Source organism: Kocuria sp. GQ42 (assembly GCF_059758435.1).
In genome coordinates this window covers 267,710-287,632 of record NZ_JCAXEN010000002.1, presented here as the reverse complement: position 1 = coordinate 287,632, position 19,923 = coordinate 267,710, and the positions used below count along the sequence as shown (strand labels likewise).

The 19,923-nt window shown below is 70.1% G+C and carries 17 protein-coding genes and 1 pseudogene; 7 read left to right on the top strand and 11 right to left on the bottom strand.

What is annotated here, in order from left to right; all coding sequences use genetic code 11:
- Positions 1–643: 643 nt before the first annotated feature.
- Entirely contained in the window at positions 644–1,507 is an 864-nt protein-coding gene (locus tag AC6CH6_RS06850; protein WP_498254550.1) for an O-antigen ligase family protein, read from the top strand.
- Positions 1,508–1,762: 255 nt separating this feature from the next.
- Here the strand turns inward: AC6CH6_RS06850 and AC6CH6_RS06845 are convergent.
- Positions 1,763–1,907: pseudogene (locus AC6CH6_RS06845) on the bottom strand (IS5/IS1182 family transposase); the annotation flags it as partial.
- A 170-nt stretch (positions 1,908–2,077) separates the two neighbouring features.
- Between AC6CH6_RS06845 and gmd the strand changes: the two are divergent.
- The 3 genes from gmd to AC6CH6_RS06830 are packed head-to-tail and all read left to right on the top strand — an operon-like array spanning position 2,078 to position 5,873.
- A complete protein-coding gene (gmd, locus tag AC6CH6_RS06840) occupies positions 2,078–3,109 on the top strand; it encodes a GDP-mannose 4,6-dehydratase (RefSeq protein ID WP_498254549.1) in 1,032 nt (343 codons plus the stop codon).
- 14 nt (positions 3,110–3,123) lie between these two features.
- Complete coding sequence (locus AC6CH6_RS06835; RefSeq protein WP_498254548.1) at positions 3,124–4,125, top strand: GDP-L-fucose synthase family protein; 1,002 nt, start codon at positions 3,124–3,126, stop codon at positions 4,123–4,125.
- A 44-nt stretch (positions 4,126–4,169) separates the two neighbouring features.
- On the top strand, positions 4,170–5,873 hold the full coding sequence (locus AC6CH6_RS06830) for a tyrosine-protein kinase domain-containing protein (protein ID WP_498254547.1): 1,704 nt from the start codon (positions 4,170–4,172) through the stop codon (positions 5,871–5,873).
- Between the two features lie 83 nt (positions 5,874–5,956).
- Here AC6CH6_RS06830 and AC6CH6_RS06825 read toward each other — a convergent pair whose 3' ends face one another.
- Positions 5,957–6,205, bottom strand: a complete 249-nt coding sequence (locus AC6CH6_RS06825; RefSeq protein WP_498254712.1) for a VOC family protein — start codon at positions 6,203–6,205, stop codon at positions 5,957–5,959.
- Between the two features lie 156 nt (positions 6,206–6,361).
- On the opposite strand from AC6CH6_RS06825, the gene AC6CH6_RS06820 reads away from it, so the two are divergent.
- Complete coding sequence (locus tag AC6CH6_RS06820; protein ID WP_498254546.1) at positions 6,362–7,603, top strand: RNA-guided endonuclease InsQ/TnpB family protein; 1,242 nt, start codon at positions 6,362–6,364, stop codon at positions 7,601–7,603.
- A gap of 199 nt (positions 7,604–7,802) precedes the next feature.
- On the opposite strand, the gene AC6CH6_RS06815 is transcribed toward AC6CH6_RS06820, so the two are convergent.
- The 4 genes from AC6CH6_RS06815 to AC6CH6_RS06800 all read right to left on the bottom strand — a co-directional run bounded on the left by AC6CH6_RS06815 (position 7,803) and on the right by AC6CH6_RS06800 (position 11,184).
- Positions 7,803–8,210, bottom strand: a complete 408-nt coding sequence (locus AC6CH6_RS06815; protein WP_498254545.1) for a VOC family protein — start codon at positions 8,208–8,210, stop codon at positions 7,803–7,805.
- Positions 8,207–8,500: an ArsR/SmtB family transcription factor gene (locus tag AC6CH6_RS06810; RefSeq protein ID WP_109222818.1), complete on the bottom strand. Its 294-nt coding sequence runs from the start codon at positions 8,498–8,500 to the stop codon at positions 8,207–8,209. The genes AC6CH6_RS06815 and AC6CH6_RS06810 overlap by 4 nt, the downstream gene beginning before the upstream one ends.
- A gap of 38 nt (positions 8,501–8,538) precedes the next feature.
- On the bottom strand, positions 8,539–9,375 hold the full coding sequence (locus tag AC6CH6_RS06805; protein WP_498254544.1) for a class I SAM-dependent methyltransferase: 837 nt from the start codon (positions 9,373–9,375) through the stop codon (positions 8,539–8,541).
- A gap of 156 nt (positions 9,376–9,531) precedes the next feature.
- Complete coding sequence (locus tag AC6CH6_RS06800; protein ID WP_498254543.1) at positions 9,532–11,184, bottom strand: LuxR C-terminal-related transcriptional regulator; 1,653 nt, start codon at positions 11,182–11,184, stop codon at positions 9,532–9,534.
- Positions 11,185–11,286: 102 nt separating this feature from the next.
- Between AC6CH6_RS06800 and AC6CH6_RS06795 the strand changes: the two genes are divergently transcribed.
- Positions 11,287–11,679, top strand: coding sequence for a helix-turn-helix domain-containing protein (locus tag AC6CH6_RS06795; RefSeq protein ID WP_498254542.1), 393 nt, complete (start codon positions 11,287–11,289; stop codon positions 11,677–11,679).
- Between the two features lie 24 nt (positions 11,680–11,703).
- Here the strand turns inward: AC6CH6_RS06795 and AC6CH6_RS06790 are convergent, their stop codons facing one another.
- A complete protein-coding gene (locus AC6CH6_RS06790; protein ID WP_498254541.1) occupies positions 11,704–12,306 on the bottom strand; it encodes a ClpP family protease in 603 nt (200 codons plus the stop codon).
- Positions 12,303–12,923, bottom strand: coding sequence for a ClpP family protease (locus AC6CH6_RS06785; protein WP_498254540.1), 621 nt, complete (start codon positions 12,921–12,923; stop codon positions 12,303–12,305). Before AC6CH6_RS06785 ends, AC6CH6_RS06790 begins: the two co-directional genes overlap by 4 nt.
- 196 nt (positions 12,924–13,119) lie before the next feature.
- Between AC6CH6_RS06785 and AC6CH6_RS06780 the strand changes: the two genes are divergently transcribed.
- Entirely contained in the window at positions 13,120–15,522 is a 2,403-nt protein-coding gene (locus tag AC6CH6_RS06780) for an ATP-binding cassette domain-containing protein (protein ID WP_498254539.1), read from the top strand.
- Between the two features lie 105 nt (positions 15,523–15,627).
- On the opposite strand, the gene AC6CH6_RS06775 is transcribed toward AC6CH6_RS06780, so the two are convergent.
- From AC6CH6_RS06775 to AC6CH6_RS06765, 3 genes are all read right to left on the bottom strand, one after another.
- On the bottom strand, positions 15,628–16,899 hold the full coding sequence (locus tag AC6CH6_RS06775) for a M28 family metallopeptidase (protein WP_498254538.1): 1,272 nt from the start codon (positions 16,897–16,899) through the stop codon (positions 15,628–15,630).
- A 10-nt stretch (positions 16,900–16,909) separates the two neighbouring features.
- Positions 16,910–19,108, bottom strand: a complete 2,199-nt coding sequence (locus tag AC6CH6_RS06770) for a M36 family metallopeptidase (RefSeq protein WP_498254537.1) — start codon at positions 19,106–19,108, stop codon at positions 16,910–16,912.
- Between the two features lie 191 nt (positions 19,109–19,299).
- Positions 19,300–19,911 (bottom strand): arsenate reductase/protein-tyrosine-phosphatase family protein, encoded by a 612-nt coding sequence (locus AC6CH6_RS06765; protein ID WP_133411468.1) that lies wholly within the window; start codon positions 19,909–19,911, stop codon positions 19,300–19,302.
- Positions 19,912–19,923 lie beyond the last annotated feature (12 nt).

Below are 19,923 nucleotides of genomic sequence, written 5' to 3'. Positions count from 1 at the left end.
GTCAAGGGCGATCTTATGTACCGCGCACGGGAGTTCACGGCTCCCGGTCCCTCAAAAAGATGCCCAACGCGTTGGGGGCGTGGGTAGCTCGGGCTTTGAATGAGTAGGCGTCGCCTGTTGTGGTGGCCCCATGCGGATTTAGGACCAGAGGCATCTCCATACAATCTACTGGGCGTTCGCCGCGTACTGCAGTTACATCAGCTGGGCCGGCGGATACCGGGGCGTCTGAGCGGGGCGGGGGCCAACGTACCGATACCATCGGCTCATGGCCCCCACCATGCATCAACTTCATTTGCCTCGTTTCGCCGTGATCGCTCTGGTCTGGCTGATAGTGGTTGACGCCCTAGGGCGGGTCTCGATTGGCCCGCTGTCCCTGTCGGGGGCACTCACGATCACAACTGCTGGGTTCGTCCTGGTAGTTGTGCTCCTATATCTTGCGACTTGGACAATGGGCAACATGCCGCATCGGTTGCGGCGAGCAGCTTCGCTGCCCTGGCCGCTAGCCGCCTTCCTAGTAGTGGCGTGGCTGGGATTGTGGGCGCACCCGTCCGTAGAGGGTTTTCAGAACGTCGCGGTCTACACGGCGTTCATCGCAGGTGCCGGTGTTTTGACATTGGGGGCACCGCCGTCGAAGGTCCTAGCCATGCTTCGAGCGCTCCGCTTGGTAGCGATTCTCATGCCGCTGGTGTTCATCTGCGCCATCGTGGCAGGGGTGAACCTCTACCACCCGCGGGCGTTCGCGCTTACTGCGCTCATCTACGTCGCGATACTTATCCCCTACCGAGGACAGCGCCTGGTCTACAAGGTCGGCCCCGTGTTGGTGGTCGCAGCAATCTTCCTGAGCTTGTCGCGTACCGCCGCCATCATTGCCGCGGCTCTTCTCGTCTTCACTGCTGTGCGCTCCCGGCGGCGATACCGCTTTGCCTGGGCGGCTACCTTCGCCGGAGTGGTCGGTGCGGGCCTGTACTGGGCGGTAACATCGTACGCCCCGTTCCGGGCCCGTTTCCTTGGTGGCGACCAGGCAGTATCGATCGGCGGCATCGCGCTAAACACCTCGGGGCGATCCACTCTGTGGGAGATCACTTCGGAATCGGCTACTGAGGCCCCGTGGCTTGGACATGGCCCCGGATCCGCGAACGAACTCATCGGCGGCATGTTCGACAACATCGCCCACCCCCACAACGATTATCTGCGGCTATATCACGACTTTGGCATGGTAGGGGCGGCGCTCTTCACTGTGGGGATGCTCATGCTCTTGCACCGTGTCTGGGTACGTGCGCGGCGCACGGACGACCAGATCCACTGGATCGCCGTTGTCGCCTTGCTCGGGGTCCTCATCGCCGCGCTGACCGACAACGTGATCGTCTACCCATTCGTGATGGTCCCGCTTGGCGTTCTAGTCGGTAACTCATTGGCTCAGCCTTTGCCGGCTCCGGGGGCGAAGCGCAGAGTGGCGTCTACCTACAAACCGTCGGCCACAGTACCCGCGCGGCCCCGGGCGCTTTAAACTTCTGGTCAACTGCTTCGGTCGTCTAGCGTGAGAGGCGGTTGTGGCGGCCTAGCGCATACGGAATTGCAGAGATTCGGCCATAGCAGCCGCAATTCGGGCGTGACCCTCGGTGGTAGGGCGCCGCTCGTCTTCGGCGTGGATGCCAAGGTGGGCACGGTGGCGATGGCGACCGCCCTGAGGTCCTAGCGAATAACCAGTCGGCGGAGGGGCAGTAGCCACTGCTATCGTGCGTTCGACGACCCGCTAATATCAGCCGAGACGTTCGCTGGAGTCCACGCCCGTTCCCGGCAATGTGAGCGGTGATCCCGCGCCAACGCAGGTAGCGGCGCACCTGTCGGCTGTCGTAGGCCTTGTCCGCGTGTGGCGTGGCCGGCAAATGCCGCGGTCGCCCCCGCCCTCAGCCTTTCGCGGAGTACCTCGCCGCAGACGCGGCCAAGCACGATGGGACCACGGGGCTTCGATCTTTGGCGCGACATGTCCGCCGCTGATCACCGACTTTGCCCGTTCATTCACTAGCATAAAGCTGTCCCCTCAACGGCCCACGCCTCATCCCCCCGAAGGACGATCATGCACGCCACCCCCAAGAAGGCTTTCATCACCGGGATCACCGGTCAGGACGGCTCCTACCTGGCGGAGCTGCTGCTCGCCAAGGGCTACGAGGTCCACGGGCTGATCCGCCGCGCCTCGACCTTTAACACCCACCGGATCGACCACCTCTACACGGACCCGCACGAGGCCGACGCCAAGCTGTTCCTGCACTACGGCGACCTCTCCGACGGGTCCCGGCTCGTGACGCTGATGGCGCAGATCCGCCCCGACGAGGTCTACAACCTCGCCGCCCAGTCCCACGTGAAGGTCTCCTTCGAGGAGCCCGAGCACACCGGGGACACCACCGGCCTCGGCACCGTGCGCCTGCTCGAGGCGATGCGCCTGGCCAACGTCGACGCCCGCTACTACCAGGCCTCTACCTCCGAGCTCTACGGGGCCACCCCGCCCCCGCAGTCCGAGGACACCCCCTTCTACCCCCGTTCCCCCTACGGGGCGGCGAAGATCTACTCCTACTGGATCACCAAGAACTACCGCGAGGCCTACGACATGTACGCCGTCAACGGGATCCTCTTCAACCACGAGTCCCCCCGCCGCGGCGAGACCTTCGTGACCCGCAAGATCACCCGGGCCGTGGCCGCGATCAAGGCCGGCACCCAGGACAAGCTCTACATGGGCAACCTCCAGGCCATCCGCGACTGGGGCTACGCCGCCGAGTACGTCGAGGGCATGTGGCGAATGCTCCAGGCCGACGAGCCCGAGGACTTCGTCCTGGCCACCGGGCACCCGACCACGGTGCGGGAGTTCCTGGAGATCTCCTTCGACCACGCCGGCCTCGACTGGCGCGAGCACGTCGAGTTCGACGAGCGCTACCTGCGCCCCACCGAGGTCGACGCCCTGATCGGGGATCCCGCCAAGGCCAAGGACAAGCTCGGCTGGGAGGCCACCGTCAAGGCCCCCGAGCTCGCCCGCCTCATGGTCGACGCCGACATCGCCCTGCTCGAAAACGACGCCTGGATCGACACCGTCGACCTCGCCTCCTGGGCCAAGTGACGGAGGACCGCATCATGACAGCAGACACCACCGAGAAGACCACCGACTCGACGACGTCGTTCACCCCCGGCCCGCTCGATCGCACCGCCCCGTTCTACGTGGCCGGTCACCGCGGCCTGGTCGGCTCCGCGATCTGGCGCCGGCTCCAGTCCGAGGGGTTCACCGACCTCATCGGGGCCACCTCCGCCGAGCTGGATCTGAAGGACCGCGACGCGGTGTTCGCGTTCTTCGCCGAGACCAAGCCCCGCTACGTGGTGCTGGCCGCCGCGAAGGTCGGCGGGATCCTCGCCAACAACACCTACCCGGTGGACTTCCTGTCCGAGAACCTGCGGATCCAGGTCAACGTCCTCGACGCCGCCCTCGAGCACGGGGTCGAACGCGTCCTGTTCCTCGGGTCCTCCTGCATCTACCCGAAGCTGGCCCCTCAGCCGCTGAAGGAGGAGTACCTCCTCACCGGGCACCTGGAACCCACCAACGACGCCTATGCGATCGCCAAGATCGCCGGGATCCTCCAGATCCAGGCCGTCCGCCGTCAGTACGGGCTGCCCTGGATCTCCGCGATGCCCACCAACCTCTACGGGCCCGGGGACAACTTCTCCCCCACCGGCTCCCACGTCCTGCCCGCGATGATCCGCCGCTACGAAGAAGCCCGCATTACCGGCGCGGAGTCGGTGACCAACTGGGGCACCGGCTCCCCGCTGCGGGAGTTCCTGCACGTCGACGACATGGCGGAGGCATGCCTGCACCTGCTCGAGCACTACGACGGCCCCGAGCACGTCAACGTGGGCACCGGCACCGACGTCACCATCAAGGAACTCGCCGGCCTCGTCGCTGAGGCCGTGGGCTACGAGGGCCGCATCGAGTGGGACACGTCGAAGCCCGACGGCACCCCCCGCAAGCTCATGGACGTCACCAAACTGGCCGCAGCCGGCTGGACCGCCCGGATCCCCCTGAGCGAGGGCCTTCGCTCCACCGTCGAGTGGTTCAGACAGCACCAGGACGGCATCCGCGAGTGACTTCTAACCATCCCCCCACCCCCGAGCCGATCCCGAGGAGAACCATGGAGCACCTTGACGCAGAGCGGGAAGCCCCCGCTCTCGATGCACGGGACCTCCTCCGGCTCGTGCGCACGCACTGGCGGGCCATCACGCTGATCACGCTGTTGTGCACTCTGCTGGCACTGGGCTGGACGCTCATCCAGCCGAAGATCTATTCCGCCACCGCGTCCGGACTGGTCGTCGCCACCGGTGAGCAGGACCTGGCCAGCGCCCTGGCGGGCAACAACCTGGCGCAGTCCAAGGCCGTCTCCTACGAGTCCCTGGCCACGTCCCGGCCGGTCGCCGAGTCGGTGATCGACGAGCTCGATCTCGACGCCACGCCGGAGGAGGTGCTGCCGCGCATCACCACGGACGTCCCCGTGGACACTCCGGAGCTGCGTATCACCGCCGACGCCGAGGACCCGACGGAGGCGGCCGATCTGGCCAACGCCTGGGTCGTGGCACTGGCCGGTCAGGTGCAGGAGCTCGAGAGCCAGGGCGACGAGGACGCGATCAACCGCGTGGCCGTCCAGCCGCTGAGCAACGCCTCGCTGCCGCTGGCGCCGTCCTCGCCGAACCTCAAGCTCAACCTGGCCCTCGGTTTCGTGGGCGGCCTCGGGCTGGGTCTGCTCTACGCCTTCGCCCGGTACAAGATGGACCGCCGCATCAAGTCGGTCGAGGAGATCCGCGACGGCTTCGGCGTCTCCGTCCTCGGTGTCATCCCCACCGACGACCGGCTGTCCGACCACCGCGCGATCGTCGAGACCGGCATCTCCGCCGGCCGCGGCCACCACGAGTTCGCCGAGGCCCTGCGCGAGCTGCGCACCAACCTCAGCTTCGTCTCCGTGGACAACCCGCCGAAGATGATCGTGGTGACCTCGTCCCTGCCGGGTGAGGGCAAGTCCTCGATCACGGCGAACCTGGCGGTGGCCATCGCCTCGACCGGGCGCAACGTCGTCGTCGTGGACGGCGATCTCCGCCGCCCAGTGATGACCGACCTCTTCGGCCTCGTGGCCGGCGTGGGCGTCACCGACGTGCTGACCGGTCAGGTGCAGGTGGAGGAGGTCCTCCAGACCTACGACACGTTCCCCAACCTGCAGGTGCTCGGCGCTGGGAAGACCGCACCGAACCCCACGGAGCTGCTGTCCTCGAAGGCCATGCACACCATGCTCGAGACCCTCGCCGAGGACGCCCTGGTCCTGGTGGACGCTCCCCCGCTGCTGCCGGTCACCGACGCCGCACTGCTCACGGCCTCCGCCGACGGTGCGCTGATCGTGGCCACCGCGCAGAAGACCACCACGGACGAGCTGTCCAAGGCCCTGGAGAACCTGCACCAGGTCCGCGGCAACGTGCTGGGCGTGGTGCTCAACCGAGTGCCCACCACCGGCGCGGACGCCGGCTATTACGGATACTATGGCAAATCCTATTACGCGAACTCGGACGAGAAGGCGGCGCCAAAGACCGGCGCGCAGCCGGTTGTCCCCGCACCGGTCGGCAAGCACCAGCCATGGGGCACCGAGCTGCGAGCGGAGCCCGCTGAGTCCCAGCCGCTGGCCACGCCGCGGACGCAGCAGGAGCCCACGGCTCCGTCGGCGGAGGATGCGGCACCCGCGCCGAAGCCCGCCGAACAGCCGGATGTCCCGGGCTCTGCCGAGCACGAGACCTTCGGACTTGAGGCCTGGGGCCGGTCCGGCTCCTCCACCGGGTCCACGTCGACGGGGCACTGACCCGGGCCGAACGACGGCTCGAACGACGAAGGGGCGCCTCCTGCCTGAGGCGCCCCTTCGTCGTTGTGCGGACTGCGCCGCACCTACTGTTCGGCCGCCGCCGGGTCGTTCGGGTGGGCGATCTGGATCAGGTTGCCGCAGATGTCGTCGAGCACCCCGGTGGTAACCGGGCCCGTCACGGTCGGCTCCTGCACGAAGCGCACGCCCACGGCGGTTCGACGCTCGCGCCAAGCCTGTATGTCCTCCACGCCGAAACAGTTGAACTGGGTGCTGTCGTCCATCAGTGCTCCTGTGAACGGGTGAGCGCCCGGGTAGTCCGAAAGCTCGAGCAGTAGCGGCGCCCCTCCTCAGTTCGCGGCGAGATGACGGGCGGTCATCGGGACGGTCGGTCATCGGTAGGGCACGCTCAGCCCGTCGGCAGCTTCAGGCGTCCTCCGGGCTATCGATACAGCATTAAAGATGTCTGAGGCCCTGCCTATGGTTTGAGTGTGTTCAAGCGTTACAGATACCGCGCTTATCCCACTGGGGACCAGGTCAAACGCCTTGCCCGGGTATTCGGTTGCACCCGAGTCGTCTACAACGACGTGATTGCGGCCCGTAAGACCGCCTGGCGCAACGGTGAACCATTTCCCACCGCTGGAGAGCTTTCAAGGCGGCTGCTTACGGAGGCGAAACGCACTCCGCAACGAGCGTGGCTGGCGGAGGTGTCCAGCGTTGCGCTCCAGCAGTCTCTCCGGGATGCAGACAAGGCCTATCGGAATTACTTCGCCGCGCTCGCCAAGAAGCAGAAAAACAAAAAGGTCGGGGCTCCAAGGTTCAAGACCAGGCGTGGCAAACAATCTGCCCGCTTCACTGGGAACGCTCTCTTGAAACTGCAGCAATCGTCCGACGGAGTCGGTCACATCAACTTGCAGAAGGTCGGGCGAGTTCGGTTCGCTTCTTCTCGCCCTTTGCCCTCAGCCCCATCATCGGTGACGGTCATCCTGGAGGCCGATGGCCGGTACTTCCTTTCATTCGTGGTGCAAACGCCACGTTCCGCACCTCTGCCCCCAATCGAAAGAGTTGCAGGAGTCGACGTCGGTCTCACTGACCTCGCCGCCATCACCTGCTCGGACGGCTCGCGGGAAAAGGTCGGGAACCCGAAGTGGCTCCGGTTAAAGGAACGGCGACTCGCTCAAGCCCAACGCGCTCTATGCCGCAAACAGAAAGGATCCCACAATCGAGAGAAAGCCCGCCATCGAGTTGCCGTGCTGCACCGGAAGGTGCGCGAGACAAGACTGGATCACCACCACAAGCTCGCTCTCCGACTCGTCCGTGAGAACCAAACGGTCGCCCTGGAGACATTGAGCATTGTCGCTCTGGTTCGGACACGGATGGGCAAGTCTATTCACGACGCCGGATGGGGCACGCTCCAGCGGCTTGTTGAAGAGAAAGCCATCGCGCACGGGCGCACCGTGGTACGAATCGATCGATGGGAGCCCACCAGCCAGGTATGTTCCGTGTGTGGAGTGAATGACGGCATCAAACCTTTACACATTCGCATTTGGACGTGTGAAGCGTGCGGCGCGCGGCTGGACCGAGACTACAACGCTGCCGTGAATATCATGGTCGCCGCCGGGCTGGCGGAGACCCTAAACGCCTGTGGAGGGGATGTCAGACGTACGCTCGCGTGCGCAAACCCCAGCGAAGCAGGAACCCACCGAACGGACCGCACACTAGCGGCCGCGTAGGAATCCGCACCCGCCAGGGTGGGGAGGAAGTCAATACGGCTATTACGGTACTTCTGCTACTCGATTGCAGACGAACCGCCGATACCGACACCCGACAGGCCACCAGCCGTCGCCGCATCTCGGGCGAAGTGATTTAACTATTGGCAACCAAGGGTCGGCCACCCATGTGCCTTGCGAATATCAGCCAACGGTCCACTCACTACACGGCATGCGCCTCCGGGTCGTTCAGGTGCGCGATCTGGATCAGGTTGCCGCAGGTGTCGTCGAGTACCGCGGTGGTGACCGGGCCCATCGCGGTCGGCTCCTGCACGAAGCGCACGCCCAGGGCGGTGAGCCGCTCGTACTCGGCCTGCACGTCCTCGACCCCGAAGCTGTTGAACGGGATGCCGTCGGCCACCAGGGCGTCCTTGAACGGGTGGACGGCCGGGTGCTCGGAGGGCTCGAGCAGCAGCTGAACGCCGTCCGGGGCCTGCGGCGAGACGACGGTCAGCCACCGATAGGGCCCGGTCGGCACGTCGACCTTGAGCTGGAAGCCGAGCGTGTCGGTGTAGAACTCCAGGGCCTTCTGCTGTTCGTCCACGAAGACGGAGGTGTAGGTGATGATCACGGCGTGTCCTTCGGCGGGGGCGGCAGGGAGTCCATCCACTGCCGCGCGTCGGTGAGCGGGGAGGTGTCCAGGTGGTGCACCGTGGTGCGCCCCTGGACGGTCGAGGTCACCAGGCCGGCCTCGCGCAGCACGGCCAGGTGCTTGGTCACGGCCTGGCGGGTCATGGCCAGACCGTGGTCGTTGATGAGCCGCACGGTGAGCTCGAAGAGGCTCTGGTCATCCCGCGCGGCGAGCTCCTCGAGGAGGATCCGCCGCGCGGGATGGGCCAGGGCCTGGAACACGATGTCCACGCCACCAGATTAGGCAACCTATTGGTTGCCGGTCAAGGTCACGGCCGGGTGCCGACCGCCACCAGGTACTCCATCTCGAACCGTGCCCGCTCGGGCGCACCCCGGTTCCACTCGTCGCAGAGCTGGTCGAGCGCCTCGTCGAACTCCGCGGCCCGGCCCTCGCGCTCGGCGTTCTTCCGCACGGCGATGGTGGGGCCGTAGTTGGCCTTGAAGTGCTCGCCGAAGTCGCGCGCCCGCTCGAACGCGGTGACCTCGAGGACGTCCCGGAGGACGCGATGGAACTGCACCCGTCCGCCGAAGAGCCCCCGCAGGTGCTCCTCGCTCCCCCACAACGGCGGGGGCTGCACGCCCGGGGGCGGGGGCGGGGCGAAGGGCTTCATCGTGCGGAACAGCTCGCCCACCAGTCCTGCGGGCGTCCAGCTCAGCAGGGCGAGGGTCCCGCCGGGGCGGGTCACGCGCACCAGCTCGTCGGCCGTCTGCTGGTGGTGGGGGGCGAACATAGCGCCGATCGAGGACATCACCACGTCGTAGGAGGCGTCCTCGAACGGGAGGTGCTCGGCGTCGACCTCGACCCACTCGAGGTCGAGTCCGGCGAGCGCGGCGCGCCGCCTGCCGTCGTCGAGCAGCTCGGGGGTGAGGTCGCCGGCGGTGACGCGGGCGCCCGTGGCGGCCGCGGGGAGGGAGGCGTTGCCGTTGCCGGCGCCGACGTCGAGGACGCGCTGGCCGGCGGTGACGCCGGCTGCTCCCACCAGGCGCGGGCCCAGCGGGAGCAGGAACGTCTCCACCATGGTCGGGTAGTCGCCCGAGGCCCAGATGGCGCGGTGCTTGGCCTTGAGCTCGTGGTCCGCGGTCCGGGGGCTGATGGTCTGGCTCATGACGGGGTCTCCTGGTCGAGGGAACGGGCGCCTCGGGTCGAGGTCTGCTGCCGGAGTGGGCTCCAGCGGTGCCGTGCGTCCCAGGATCCGCCGATCGACAGGGCGGAACATCGGGAGAGCTCCCTATTCGCTCCCTACCCTCTCCCTACTCCTCCGCTACCCCTTTCCCCTGCCCACCGCGTGCGCGGCCGCCTCCGCGCGGTTGTGCACGCCGAGCTTCATGAGGATCCGGCTCACGTGGTGCCCGGCGGTCTTCTCGCTGATGCTCAGGGCTCTCGCGATCCGCGCGTTGGACATCCCGAGGGCGATCAGGTCCAGCACCTCGTGCTCACGCGAGGTCAGCTCTCCCCCGTTCCGCGGCCGCGGGCCCGTGCCGCCCCCGAGCTCGCGCAGGAGCCGGGCCGCGGCGTCCAGCTCCCGGGACGCCCCCAGGTCGCGGAAGACGCCCTGGGCGGCCAGCGCCTCCTCCAGCGCCAAATCGGGCGATCCGCCCATGACCGACCGGGCCAGGTCGAGCCGGGCCAGTGCCGCGTCCAGGGGCATGGCCATGGCGCCGAAGGCGCGCAGCGCCCGCCGGGCGAGCTCGGCGGCCGCGCCCCGGTCACCCGTGGCCAGGGCGAGCCGGGCCGCGGCGAGATCGGCGCGGGCCGAGCCGAGCCGCATCTCGGACTCCCCGGCGATCCGGTGCAGACTTCCCGTCGCTGCCTCGGCGGCCGCGAGGTCCCCGGCCGCCAGGGTGGCGTCGACGAGGGCGGCCAGCAGCTGCGTGGTGCGCACCGCGTGCCCCTCCGTCCCGGACAGACCGCGCTCGAGCAGGGAGACCGCCACGTGCGGTCGCCCCTCGGCGACGTGCAGCAGGGCCAGCGCGCGCAACGACGACGGGTGCTCCTGCCGCCCGGACAGCAGCTGCTCCGCCTCGCGCAGCCGGCCCTGGTGGATCCGCAGCTCCGCCAGGGAGACGAGGGCCGGGACGCTGAGCTCCGGGATGGCCCGGGCGTGGGTGGCCAGGGCGGACTCCAGCGCCTCCTCGGCCTCGGACCAGTGGCCCGTGGCGATCAGTACATCGGCGTGCACGGTCCGGCAGACCCCCAGCAGCGGCGCCGCCCGGTGGGACCGGGCGAAGTCCTCCACGCGCTCGCACCACTCCACGGCCCGCTCCCACTCCTCCGCCTCGGCGCAGGCCGTGACCAGGGCGCAGTACGTGTCGCCCAGGGTGTGGACGTTGCGGACCCGCCCGGCCGTAGCGGCGACCATGGCCTCCTCGAGCAGACGCAGACCCGGCTCCCGGTGGCCCGCGGCCAGCTCCGCCTGGCCGAGCAGGCTCAGGGCGAAGACCTCGAGGTCCTCCGCGCCGGTCTCACGGCCGATGCGCATCGCCCGTTCCGCCTGCGCGGCCTGTTCCTCGACGGACGCGGCCTGCTGGGCCCGTCCGACCGCCACCCAGCCGTGCCCGGTGCCCGTGGGAATGCCCTCGACCGCCCGCTCAGCCCGGGCCAGCCAGCCCCGTGCCGCGGACGGGCGGCCGGCGATCAGATGCTGGTCGGACACCCAGACCGCCACCCGGGCGGCGTCGTCGAAGCGGCGCTGCGCCACGAGCCCGGCGACGGCACGTTCGCGCCACGCGATCCCCTCGGCGATCCGGCCCTCGAACCACAGGGCGAGACCCAGGCCCTCCGCGGCCACCGCCTCACCGGCGGCACTGCCGCCGTCCAGGACGTGCTCGAAGGCCAGGCGCGCGCCGGCCCAGTCGGCCCGCTCGAGCGCCTCCGTGCCCTCGTGGAGCTGGTCGCCCACCTGCGGCGGATCCATGCGGCCAGTATCCCACCGTGCCCGCGGCGTGGACAGGACACCGTGCTCCGCTCACAGCAGACGACCCGCCCGCCGGCGCCCGTACGGACCTAGCATGGGTTCATGAAGGACGTGATCCGCCCCACATCCGCCTCGTCGCCGGCCTACCTCCCGGCACCCGCGCCGCGGGAGCGTGCCGCGCCGCGAGCGCCCGTGGACCCGCTGTGGCGGTCCGTGCTGGGGATGTTCCTGCGCCGCCATCGCCTGGCGCAGGGGCTGACGCTGGCGCAGGTGGCCCGCGTCTCCGGGGTCTCCACGCAGTACCTCTCCGAGATCGAGCGCGGAGTGAAGGACCCCTCCTCGGAGATCATCGCCGCGGTGGTCGGTGCCCTGGGACTGAACCTCGTCGATCTCACCGAGGGGACCACCGGGGTGCTGCTCGACAGCGCCCCGGCCGCCCGTGCCGTCCCGGGCGGGCCGGTCTGCCTGGCCGGGCCGGTGGCCTTGGCCGTCTGAGCGCTCTGCCCGGTCCCGCCCGTCTCACCGGGCCCGGACCTCCCGCGGGGTCACGACCCGGTCGGCCACCCCGTAGGCCACCGCCTCCTCGGCGGTGAGCACGAGGTCCCGGTCCGTGTCCTCGCGGATCTGCTCCGGGGTGCGTCCAGTGTGCCGGGCGAGCACCTGCTCCAGCTGCTCCCGGGTGCGGGCGATCTCCTCGGCCTCGAGGATGAGGTCCGGGATGGTGCCCTGGCCCTGCGCGGCCGGCTGGTGCAGCACTACCCGGGCGTGGGGCAGCACCGAGCGGCGCCCCGGGGCCCCGGCCGCCAGCAGCACCGCCGCGGCCGAGGCCGCCTGGCCCACACAGGTGGTCTCCACGGGCGCGCCCACGTGCTGCATGGCGTCGTAAACCGCGAGCATCGCCGTGGTGGAGCCGCCCGGGGAGTTGATGTAGAAGCCGATCGGCTGGTCGGAGCCGTAGGAGTCCAGGTAGAGCAGCTGGGCGATCAGGACGTTGGCGACCCCGTCGTCGATCTCGGTGCCGAGGTAGACGATCCGCTCCATCAGCAGCCGGCTGAAGACGTCCATGCTGCGCTCGCCGTGGGGCGTGCGTTCGACGACGTAGGGCACGGCGTAGCTGCTCACGACCCCACCCCCGCGGCGGCCGTGGTGGCGGAGCGGGGCCGCACGTCGTCGAGCCCGGCGATGACCCGGTCCACGAAGCCGTAGGCGAGGGCCTCCTCGGCGGTGAACCAGCGGTCCCGCTGGGAGTCGGCCACGATCCGCTCGAGCGGCTGACCGGTGTGCTCGGCGATGAGCCCGAGCACGGTGTCCCGGGTGTGGCGCAGGTCCTCGGCCTGGATGGCGATGTCCACGGCGGTGCCGCCGATCCCGGCCGAGCCCTGGTGCAGCAGGATCCGGGCGTGCGGCAGGGCGCTGCGCTTGCCCGGGGTGCCGGCCGAGAGCAGGAACTGCCCCGCGCTGCATGCCAGCCCCATGGCGAGGGTGGACACGTCGTTGGGGATGATCCGCATGACGTCCATGATCGCGAGCATGGCCGGGACGGAGCCGCCCGGGGAGTTGATCCAGAGGGAGATGTCCCGCCGCGGGTCCTGGGCGGAGAGCAGCAGCAGCTGTGTGCACAGCCGGTTGCCGGTGGCCTGGTCCAGCTCGGCGCCCAGCACGATGATGCGCTGCTCCAGCAGCCGGGAGGCGAGCTCGTCGTCGATCGGGGTCCGGGGTGGTGCGGTGGTGGTGGTCATGGGCCCAGCGTGGACCCGGGCTCCCTCGAGCGGAACCCGTTTCTGCTGTGCGCGGCTCTGCCCTGAGCGGCTCTGCTGTCGGCTGCGCTGAATCCTCGAGCGGCGGGCGGGCCGGACGTATGCTCGGAGGCGGTCGGATCGAACCGGGCCGCGTCGTCGGGAGTCCTGACGCAGGCGCCCCAGGGATGGAGACACGATGAGCACACCCCCGAGCCAGGACCCGCACTCCCCCGCCTCGTCTGTTGCGCCGCACGTGGCCGACAGCCACGACCTGATCCGCGTCCAGGGAGCCCGCGAGAACAATCTCCGGGACATCAGCGTGGAGCTGCCCAAGCGCCGGCTCACGGTGTTCACCGGGATCTCCGGCTCCGGCAAGAGCTCCCTGGTGTTCGGCACGATCGCCGCGGAGTCGCAGCGGCTGATCAACGAGACCTACAGCACCTTCGTGCAGGGCTTCATGCCCACACAGGCCCGGCCCGACGTCGACGTCCTCGACGGGCTCACCACCGCGATCATCGTGGACCAGGAGCGGATGGGCGCCAACGCCCGCTCCACCGTGGGCACCGCCACCGACGCGGACGCGATGCTGCGGATCCTCTTCAGCCGGCTCGGGCAGCCGCACATCGGCACGGCGAAGGCGTTCTCCTTCAACGTCGCCTCGATCAGCGGCGCCGGTGCGGTGACCATGGAGCGCGGCGGGAAGACCGTCAAGGAGCGGCGCAGCTTCTCCATCACCGGCGGCATGTGCCCGCGCTGCGAGGGCATGGGCCAGGTCAACGACTTCGACCTGACCCAGCTCTACGACGCCTCCAAGTCCCTCAGCGAGGGGGCTCTCACGATCCCCGGCTACAGCGCGGACGGCTGGTACGGCCGGATCTACGGCGGCTCCGGGTTCCTCGACCCGGACAAGCCGATCCGCGACTACACCGAGACCGAGCTGCACGACCTGCTGCACCGGGAGCCGACCAAGATCAAGGTCGACAACATCAACCTCACCTACGAGGGCCTGATCCCCCGGATGCAGAAGTCCTTCCTGTCCAAGGACGTGGCCGCGCTGCAGCCGCACATCCGCGCCTTCGTGGAACGGGCCGTGACGTTCACCGCGTGCCCCGAGTGTGGCGGCACCCGGCTCAGCGCGGCCGCCCGCTCCTCCAAGATCCGCGGGATCAGCATCGCCGACGCCTGCGCGATGCAGATCAGCGACCTCGCCGCGTGGGTGCGCGCCCTGGACGAGCCGTCCGTGGCGCCGCTGCTCACCGCACTCGGCGAGACCCTCGACTCGTTCGTGGAGATCGGGCTCGGCTACCTCTCGCTGAGCCGCTCTTCGGGCACGCTCTCCGGCGGCGAGGCCCAGCGCACCAAGATGATCCGCCACCTCGGCTCCTCGCTCACCGACGTCACCTACGTCTTCGACGAGCCGACCATCGGACTGCACCCCCACGACATCCAGCGGATGAACCAGCTGCTGCTGCGGCTGCGGGACAAGGGCAACACGGTGCTGGTCGTGGAGCACAAGCCGGAGACCATCGCGATCGCCGACCACGTGGTCGACCTCGGCCCCGGCGCCGGCACGGCCGGCGGCACCGTCTGCTACGAGGGCACCGTGGCGGGACTGCGGGCCGGCGACACCCTCACCGGCCGGCACCTGGACGACCGCGCCGCCCTGAAGACCTCCGTGCGCACCCCCTCCGGGGTGCTGGAGGTGCGCGGCGCCGACACCCACAACCTGCGGTCCGTCGACGTCGACATCCCGCTCGGCGTGCTCACGGTGCTGACCGGGGTGGCCGGCTCCGGCAAGAGCTCGCTGATCACCGGCTCGGTGCTCGGCCGGGAGGACGTGGTGTCCATCGACCAGAGCGCCATCCGCGGCTCCCGCCGCAGCAACCCGGCGACGTACACGGGACTGCTGGACCCGATCCGCAAGGCGTTCGCCAAGGCCAACGGGGTGAAGCCGGCGCTGTTCAGCGCCAACTCGGAGGGCGCCTGCCCGGCCTGCAACGGCGCCGGCGTCATCTACACCGACCTGGTGATGATGGCCGGGGTCGCCACCACGTGCGAGGAGTGCGAGGGCAGGCGGTTCCAGGCCGCGGTCCTCGAGTACACCCTGGGCGGGCGGAACATCGCCGACGTGCTCGCGATGCCGGTCGAGGAGGCCGAGGCGCTCTTCGGTGACGGCGACGCCCGCACCCCGGCCGCCCACGCCATCCTGCACCGGCTCGCGGACGTGGGACTGGGCTATCTCAGCCTCGGCCAGCCGCTCACCACGCTCTCCGGCGGCGAGCGCCAGCGGCTCAAGCTGGCCACCCACCTGGGCAAGAAGGGCGGCGTCTACGTCCTCGACGAGCCGACCACGGGCCTGCACCTCGCCGACGTGCAACAGCTGCTCGGCCTGCTCGACCGGCTGGTCGACTCCGGCAAGTCGGTGATCGTGATCGAGCACCACCAGGCGGTCATGGCCCACGCGGACCGGATCATCGACCTCGGCCCCGGCGCCGGCCACGACGGCGGCCGGATCGTCTTCGAGGGCACCCCCGCCGAGCTCGTCGCCGCCCGTTCCACCCTCACGGGCGAGCACCTCGCGGCCTATGTGGGCGCCTGAGCAGGACGCGCCCGCCGAGCCCGTCTGCTGCCCGTTAGTTTATCGCGGGTGCTCACCTCGCGGCGTCCGCGGCGTCCCGCTCGCTCCGGTCCCTCGGGTCCTGGCTCAGGCCGGACCGAGGGCCTGGACGAGGTAGGCGACGTTCATCCGCAGGATCTCCAGGGCGAGGTCGTGGTCGATGTGCTCCAGGGTGTCGCCGGCGGTGTGGATGCGGTCGTTGGCGCCGTCGGCCCCCTCGATCGTAAGCACCGCGGGAATGCCGGCGTCGAGGAACGGCACGTGGTCGCTGTTGAAGGGCAGCAGACTGGTCTGCACGGTCAGGCCGGTGTGCGCCTGCGCCGCGGCGGCCAGCTCCTCCAGCACGGCCTGGGACGCGACGGCGCCCTCGAGCAGCACCGTGGGCGCGGGCGTGTTCCGGGACGCGATCATGTCCATGTTCACCACCGAGTGGATGCGGTCGCGGGCCGCCTGGTCCAGCTCCGCCACGTAGTGGCGGCTGCCGAACAGTCCCTGCTCCTCGCCCCCGAAGAGGATGAGCCGCAGGTCGCGGGCGCCGGGGTGGTCCCGCAGGGCCCCGGCGACGGCGAGCACCCCCGCGGCGCCGGAGCCGTTGTCGTCCGCGCCCGGGGCGGGGGCTGCGGCACCGTCCCGGACGTTGACCGAGTCGAGGTGCGCCGTGACGAGCACCGCGCGGCGGTCGCCGCCGGCGCCTGGCCGCTCGGCGATGAGGTTCTGCGTGCTCCCGCCGTGGAGAGCCACCGTCTGGGTCCGAGTCGCGAAGCCCAGGCCGCTCAGCACGCCGGCGGCCCAGTCGAGCGCGGTGCGGAACTCCGGGCTCGTCGAGTGCCGCGTCCGGAACTCGACGAGCGTGCGCAGGTCCGCCTCGAACGCGTCCCGGGACACGGCGGCTGCGCGCGGCTCCGCCACGGCCCGCGCCCGTGCCGGTGCCGGTGGCCGCTGCTCGAACACCACGGTGTTCGCCGGCAGGGGGCGGACGCCGAAGCACGGCAGGTGCCGCTCGGAGGGCTCGACGATCCTCCCGGCCTCGGCGGGATCGAGGTCGGCGACGAGATAGCGGCCCCGGTCCACCAGGACCGGGACCCCGGGGTGGGCCTGCTGGAACTGCCGGCCGTTCTGGATCACCAGGTGCAGGCGGGCGGCGGGGACCTCGATCCGCTCCGCGGGGGCGCGGCCGGCGGCCGTCCGCTCCAGCTGGGCCGGCGCCCCGGTCACCAGGAGCGTGTCGCCGAGCCGCGTCCAGACGGCACGGGCGTCCGCGGCCGCGGCGGTCAGTGCCCGCAGTGCGTCCGGTGCAGCGGCGCGGGGCACGTCGTCGTTCCCCGGCGTCTTCCCCAGGTCGAAGCGGAGGGCCGTCATGGTGCGCCTCCTACGGCGTGCTGAAGCTCTCGACCACGCCCGCGAGCGACGTGGAGGTGCTGGGCGGGGACACGGCGCCGACGCCCAGGCCGCGCTTGGCGAAACCGCGCCACACCGCGCCGAGGTCCCCGGGGTTGAGGGCGGCCACCGCGGTGACGATGCCGTCGCGCGCCAGCGTGAAGGTCGGCATGCCGGGCGTGAGCTTGAGCCCGCCGACCACGTACTCGAGCACGCGGCGCTCGGCCTCGGCGTGGCCGTGGACGGCGACGAGGTTGACGAACACCTCCCACAGGGCGGCGCACCAGACCTCGCCGGCGTTGTGCACCTCGCTGTTCGGCCCGCCGCCGTGCGGACGGCGCGGCGGGCCGGCCGGGAGCACCACTCCGTTGCTGATGTGCTTGAACGTCAGCGGGTTCTTGCCCAGGTCCGCGGAGTAGGGGTAGCGGCGGATCGAGAAGTAGTAGTTGTCCGTGAAGGTGGGGGTGAGGTCGGTCCACCCTCCGGCGGGGAAGGCGCCGGTGCCGAACTCGTCGGTGTCCTGGGAGGTCATGGTGATCGCGAAGAAGTCGCCCCAGCCCTCGCCCATCGCCCGGCCCTGCTGGTTGGCCAGCCCGGTGGCGTTGCCGACGAGACGGTTGGTGATGTAGTGCCCCAGCTCGTGGTAGGTGATCAGCGCGTCGAAGTTGCTGGTGCGGGACGGGAGCGGGGCGACGCCGCGGAACTCGTACATCTGCATCCGCGGGCTGGCGCCGTCGGCCGGGGTCTGCATGTTGGCGTTGTCGGTGCCGCTGAAGTCGTTGCCCTCGGCCAGGATCGGGTCCCCGCCGAGGCCTGCCCCCGTGAGGTTCACCTGCTGGGCGTTGCCGGCCGCCTCGTCGAAGCCTGCCTCGTACCAGCGGTCGTGCAGCCAGTTCACGTGGAAGAACATCCCGACGACGCTGGCCTGCAGGTTGGTGGGGTCGCTCGCGGGCCGGGCGTGGTCGTAGGCGTGGTCGAAGATGCGGGCCCCGGTGGCCCGGCCGTCCACGTCGCCGGAGCTGCTCCCGTCCGGCGCCTGGACGTCCGCGTAGGCGATGCAGTTGTTGCCGCGGGTGGTCGTGGCGCCATCCGGCAGCCACGGGGCGCCCGGGAGGAGGCTCTCGAGCGTGACCAGCCGGTCCGGGATGGTGGGGGCCTGGAACCCGTCCGGGCGCCCGGTCGGGTGCGGCGACCCGGGCGCCGGCCCGTCCTCGGGGCGGAAGAGGTCGTCACCCGTGTTGAACACCCGGTAGGTGAAGGCGGCGTCCGCCCGCAGGTTCTTCCGGAACAGCACCTCCGGCTCCCCGAGCGCGTCGATCACGTAGCTGAACGCCGGGTAGCCCTCGATCCAGAGCTCCAGGTAGTAGCCGGGGGTGAACTGTTCCTCCCCCAGCGGGAACAGCACGTCCTTCACCCGGACCTCCCGCTCGAACGCCGAGCGCCCGGTGTCGATCGACTTGGAGCCGGCCGGTTCGGTGCCAGGCCGTACGGTGCCGGCCGGCTCGGTGAAGCGGTAGAACCGGTAACTCCCAGCGGCGGTGTCGCCGGCCTCGGCGCCCTCGGTGCCATCGGCGCTCTCGGCGTTCGCCGCGCTCGCAGTGCTCGTCTCGGTGAAGGCCGCAGCGGGGTACTCGACCCCGGTCAGGTCGAACGCCGCCACTGCGATCGCCTCCTCCGCCGTGGTGGCGCCGGCGGTGGTGCTGGCCGCGCGGGCGCCGGCCGCCTGCGCGGCGCCGGGGAAGAACTGGCCGGCCACGGAGATCACGTCGCCGTCCGGGCCGATCGCCGCCGTCGCCTCGGAGTTGAAGACCTCCAGGCCGTCGGCCCGCTGCACGAGCTGCACCGTGCGCAGCCCCCGTCCGCTCACCGACACGATGGTGACGCCCTGCGCGTCCGCCTCGGACAGCCGCCACAGGTCGCCGTGCTCGGTGACGAAGCGCCGGACGGTCTCCTCCGGCGTCACACCCGCCTCACCCGACAGCCCGGCGGCCGGGGCCCGCCGTGCAATGCGGTTCGGCAGCGCGGTCGCCTGGTCGTAGTCCACCTCCAGGTCGCCGAGCTGCGCGTCCATCCGGAGGTGGCCCGGCGACACGGCAGCCGGAACAGCCGGTGGTGCCGTGCCGCGGGCGTTCCGGACGCCGGCGTCGTACAGCGCGTGGAAGTCCTCCGGGAGTGCTCGGTCAGCGGCCATCAGGAACTCCTCGCGAACGATCGGTGCAGCACCTGGTCATCGCCCACGTGACCGGGAACGGGTTCTCCTCGCAGGCGTGGCCGACCTGGGCTCCATTAAGGAACCGGTCCCGTTCATCGGTCAAGCAACGAACAGGCGTGTGACGTGCCCGTTCGTCCTCCTCGCCACCAGCCCGCGGCGGCGAAGGGGCGCTACTGAGCCGCCGGCGCGCGCTCCGCGTAGCGGCGCTCGAAGGCGAGGATCGCGTCCGTGGCCTCGAACAGCTCGTCCGCCATCTGCTGGAGCACCGCGTCCTCCTGGCGGTAGGGGTCGATCACGTCGTTGCGCTCGGGGTGGCGCACCGGCACCCGCTGCCGCAGCCGCGGCGCCTGCTGGACCAGCCAGGCCCAGCGCTCGGCGCGGTCCGCCGGCACCGCGCGGTCGAGCTCCGGGTCGGTGGAGAGGTACTGCAGGATCCGCGCGAACTCCCGCAGGGTGAAGACCTTCTTCAGCAGCCGCGGCGACTGCTGGAGCACCGGCTGGGTGTGCTCCCGGGCCATCACGAGCACCAGGTCGGTGTCCTTCAGCACGTCCGGGGTGACTTGCCGGGCACGGTGCGCGGCGGCGGCCTCCAGGCCGCGGTCCTGGGCCAGCCGGCCCACCCGGTGCTCGAAGCCCTCGTCCACCAGCGCGTGCATCCCGGCGCTCGTCACCTCGAAGCCGCCGGGCGAGATCTCGTTGAGGCCGTGGTCGAGCTCGACCGCCGCCATGGGCGAGCGGCACACGTTGCCCGTGCAGACCGTCAGGATGCGCGTGGGGGCCATGGTTCTCCTCTG

Bases quoted from the DNA above. Each gene is read 5' to 3' on its own strand.
- AC6CH6_RS06850 (WP_498254550.1), top strand. From the start codon at position 644: ATGCTTCGAGCGCTCCGCTTGGTAGCGATTCTCATGCCGCTGGTGTTC.
- gmd (WP_498254549.1), top strand. From the start codon at position 2,078: ATGCACGCCACCCCCAAGAAGGCTTTCATCACCGGGATCACCGGTCAG.
- AC6CH6_RS06835 (WP_498254548.1), top strand. From the start codon at position 3,124: ATGACAGCAGACACCACCGAGAAGACCACCGACTCGACGACGTCGTTC.
- AC6CH6_RS06830 (WP_498254547.1), top strand. From the start codon at position 4,170: ATGGAGCACCTTGACGCAGAGCGGGAAGCCCCCGCTCTCGATGCACGG.
- AC6CH6_RS06805 (WP_498254544.1), bottom strand. From the start codon at position 9,375: ATGAGCCAGACCATCAGCCCCCGGACCGCGGACCACGAGCTCAAGGCC.
- AC6CH6_RS06800 (WP_498254543.1), bottom strand. From the start codon at position 11,184: ATGGATCCGCCGCAGGTGGGCGACCAGCTCCACGAGGGCACGGAGGCG.
- AC6CH6_RS06795 (WP_498254542.1), top strand. From the start codon at position 11,287: ATGAAGGACGTGATCCGCCCCACATCCGCCTCGTCGCCGGCCTACCTC.
- AC6CH6_RS06785 (WP_498254540.1), bottom strand. From the start codon at position 12,923: ATGACCACCACCACCGCACCACCCCGGACCCCGATCGACGACGAGCTC.
- AC6CH6_RS06780 (WP_498254539.1), top strand. From the start codon at position 13,120: ATGAGCACACCCCCGAGCCAGGACCCGCACTCCCCCGCCTCGTCTGTT.
- AC6CH6_RS06775 (WP_498254538.1), bottom strand. From the start codon at position 16,899: ATGACGGCCCTCCGCTTCGACCTGGGGAAGACGCCGGGGAACGACGAC.
- AC6CH6_RS06770 (WP_498254537.1), bottom strand. From the start codon at position 19,108: ATGGCCGCTGACCGAGCACTCCCGGAGGACTTCCACGCGCTGTACGAC.
- AC6CH6_RS06765 (WP_133411468.1), bottom strand. From the start codon at position 19,911: ATGGCCCCCACGCGCATCCTGACGGTCTGCACGGGCAACGTGTGCCGC.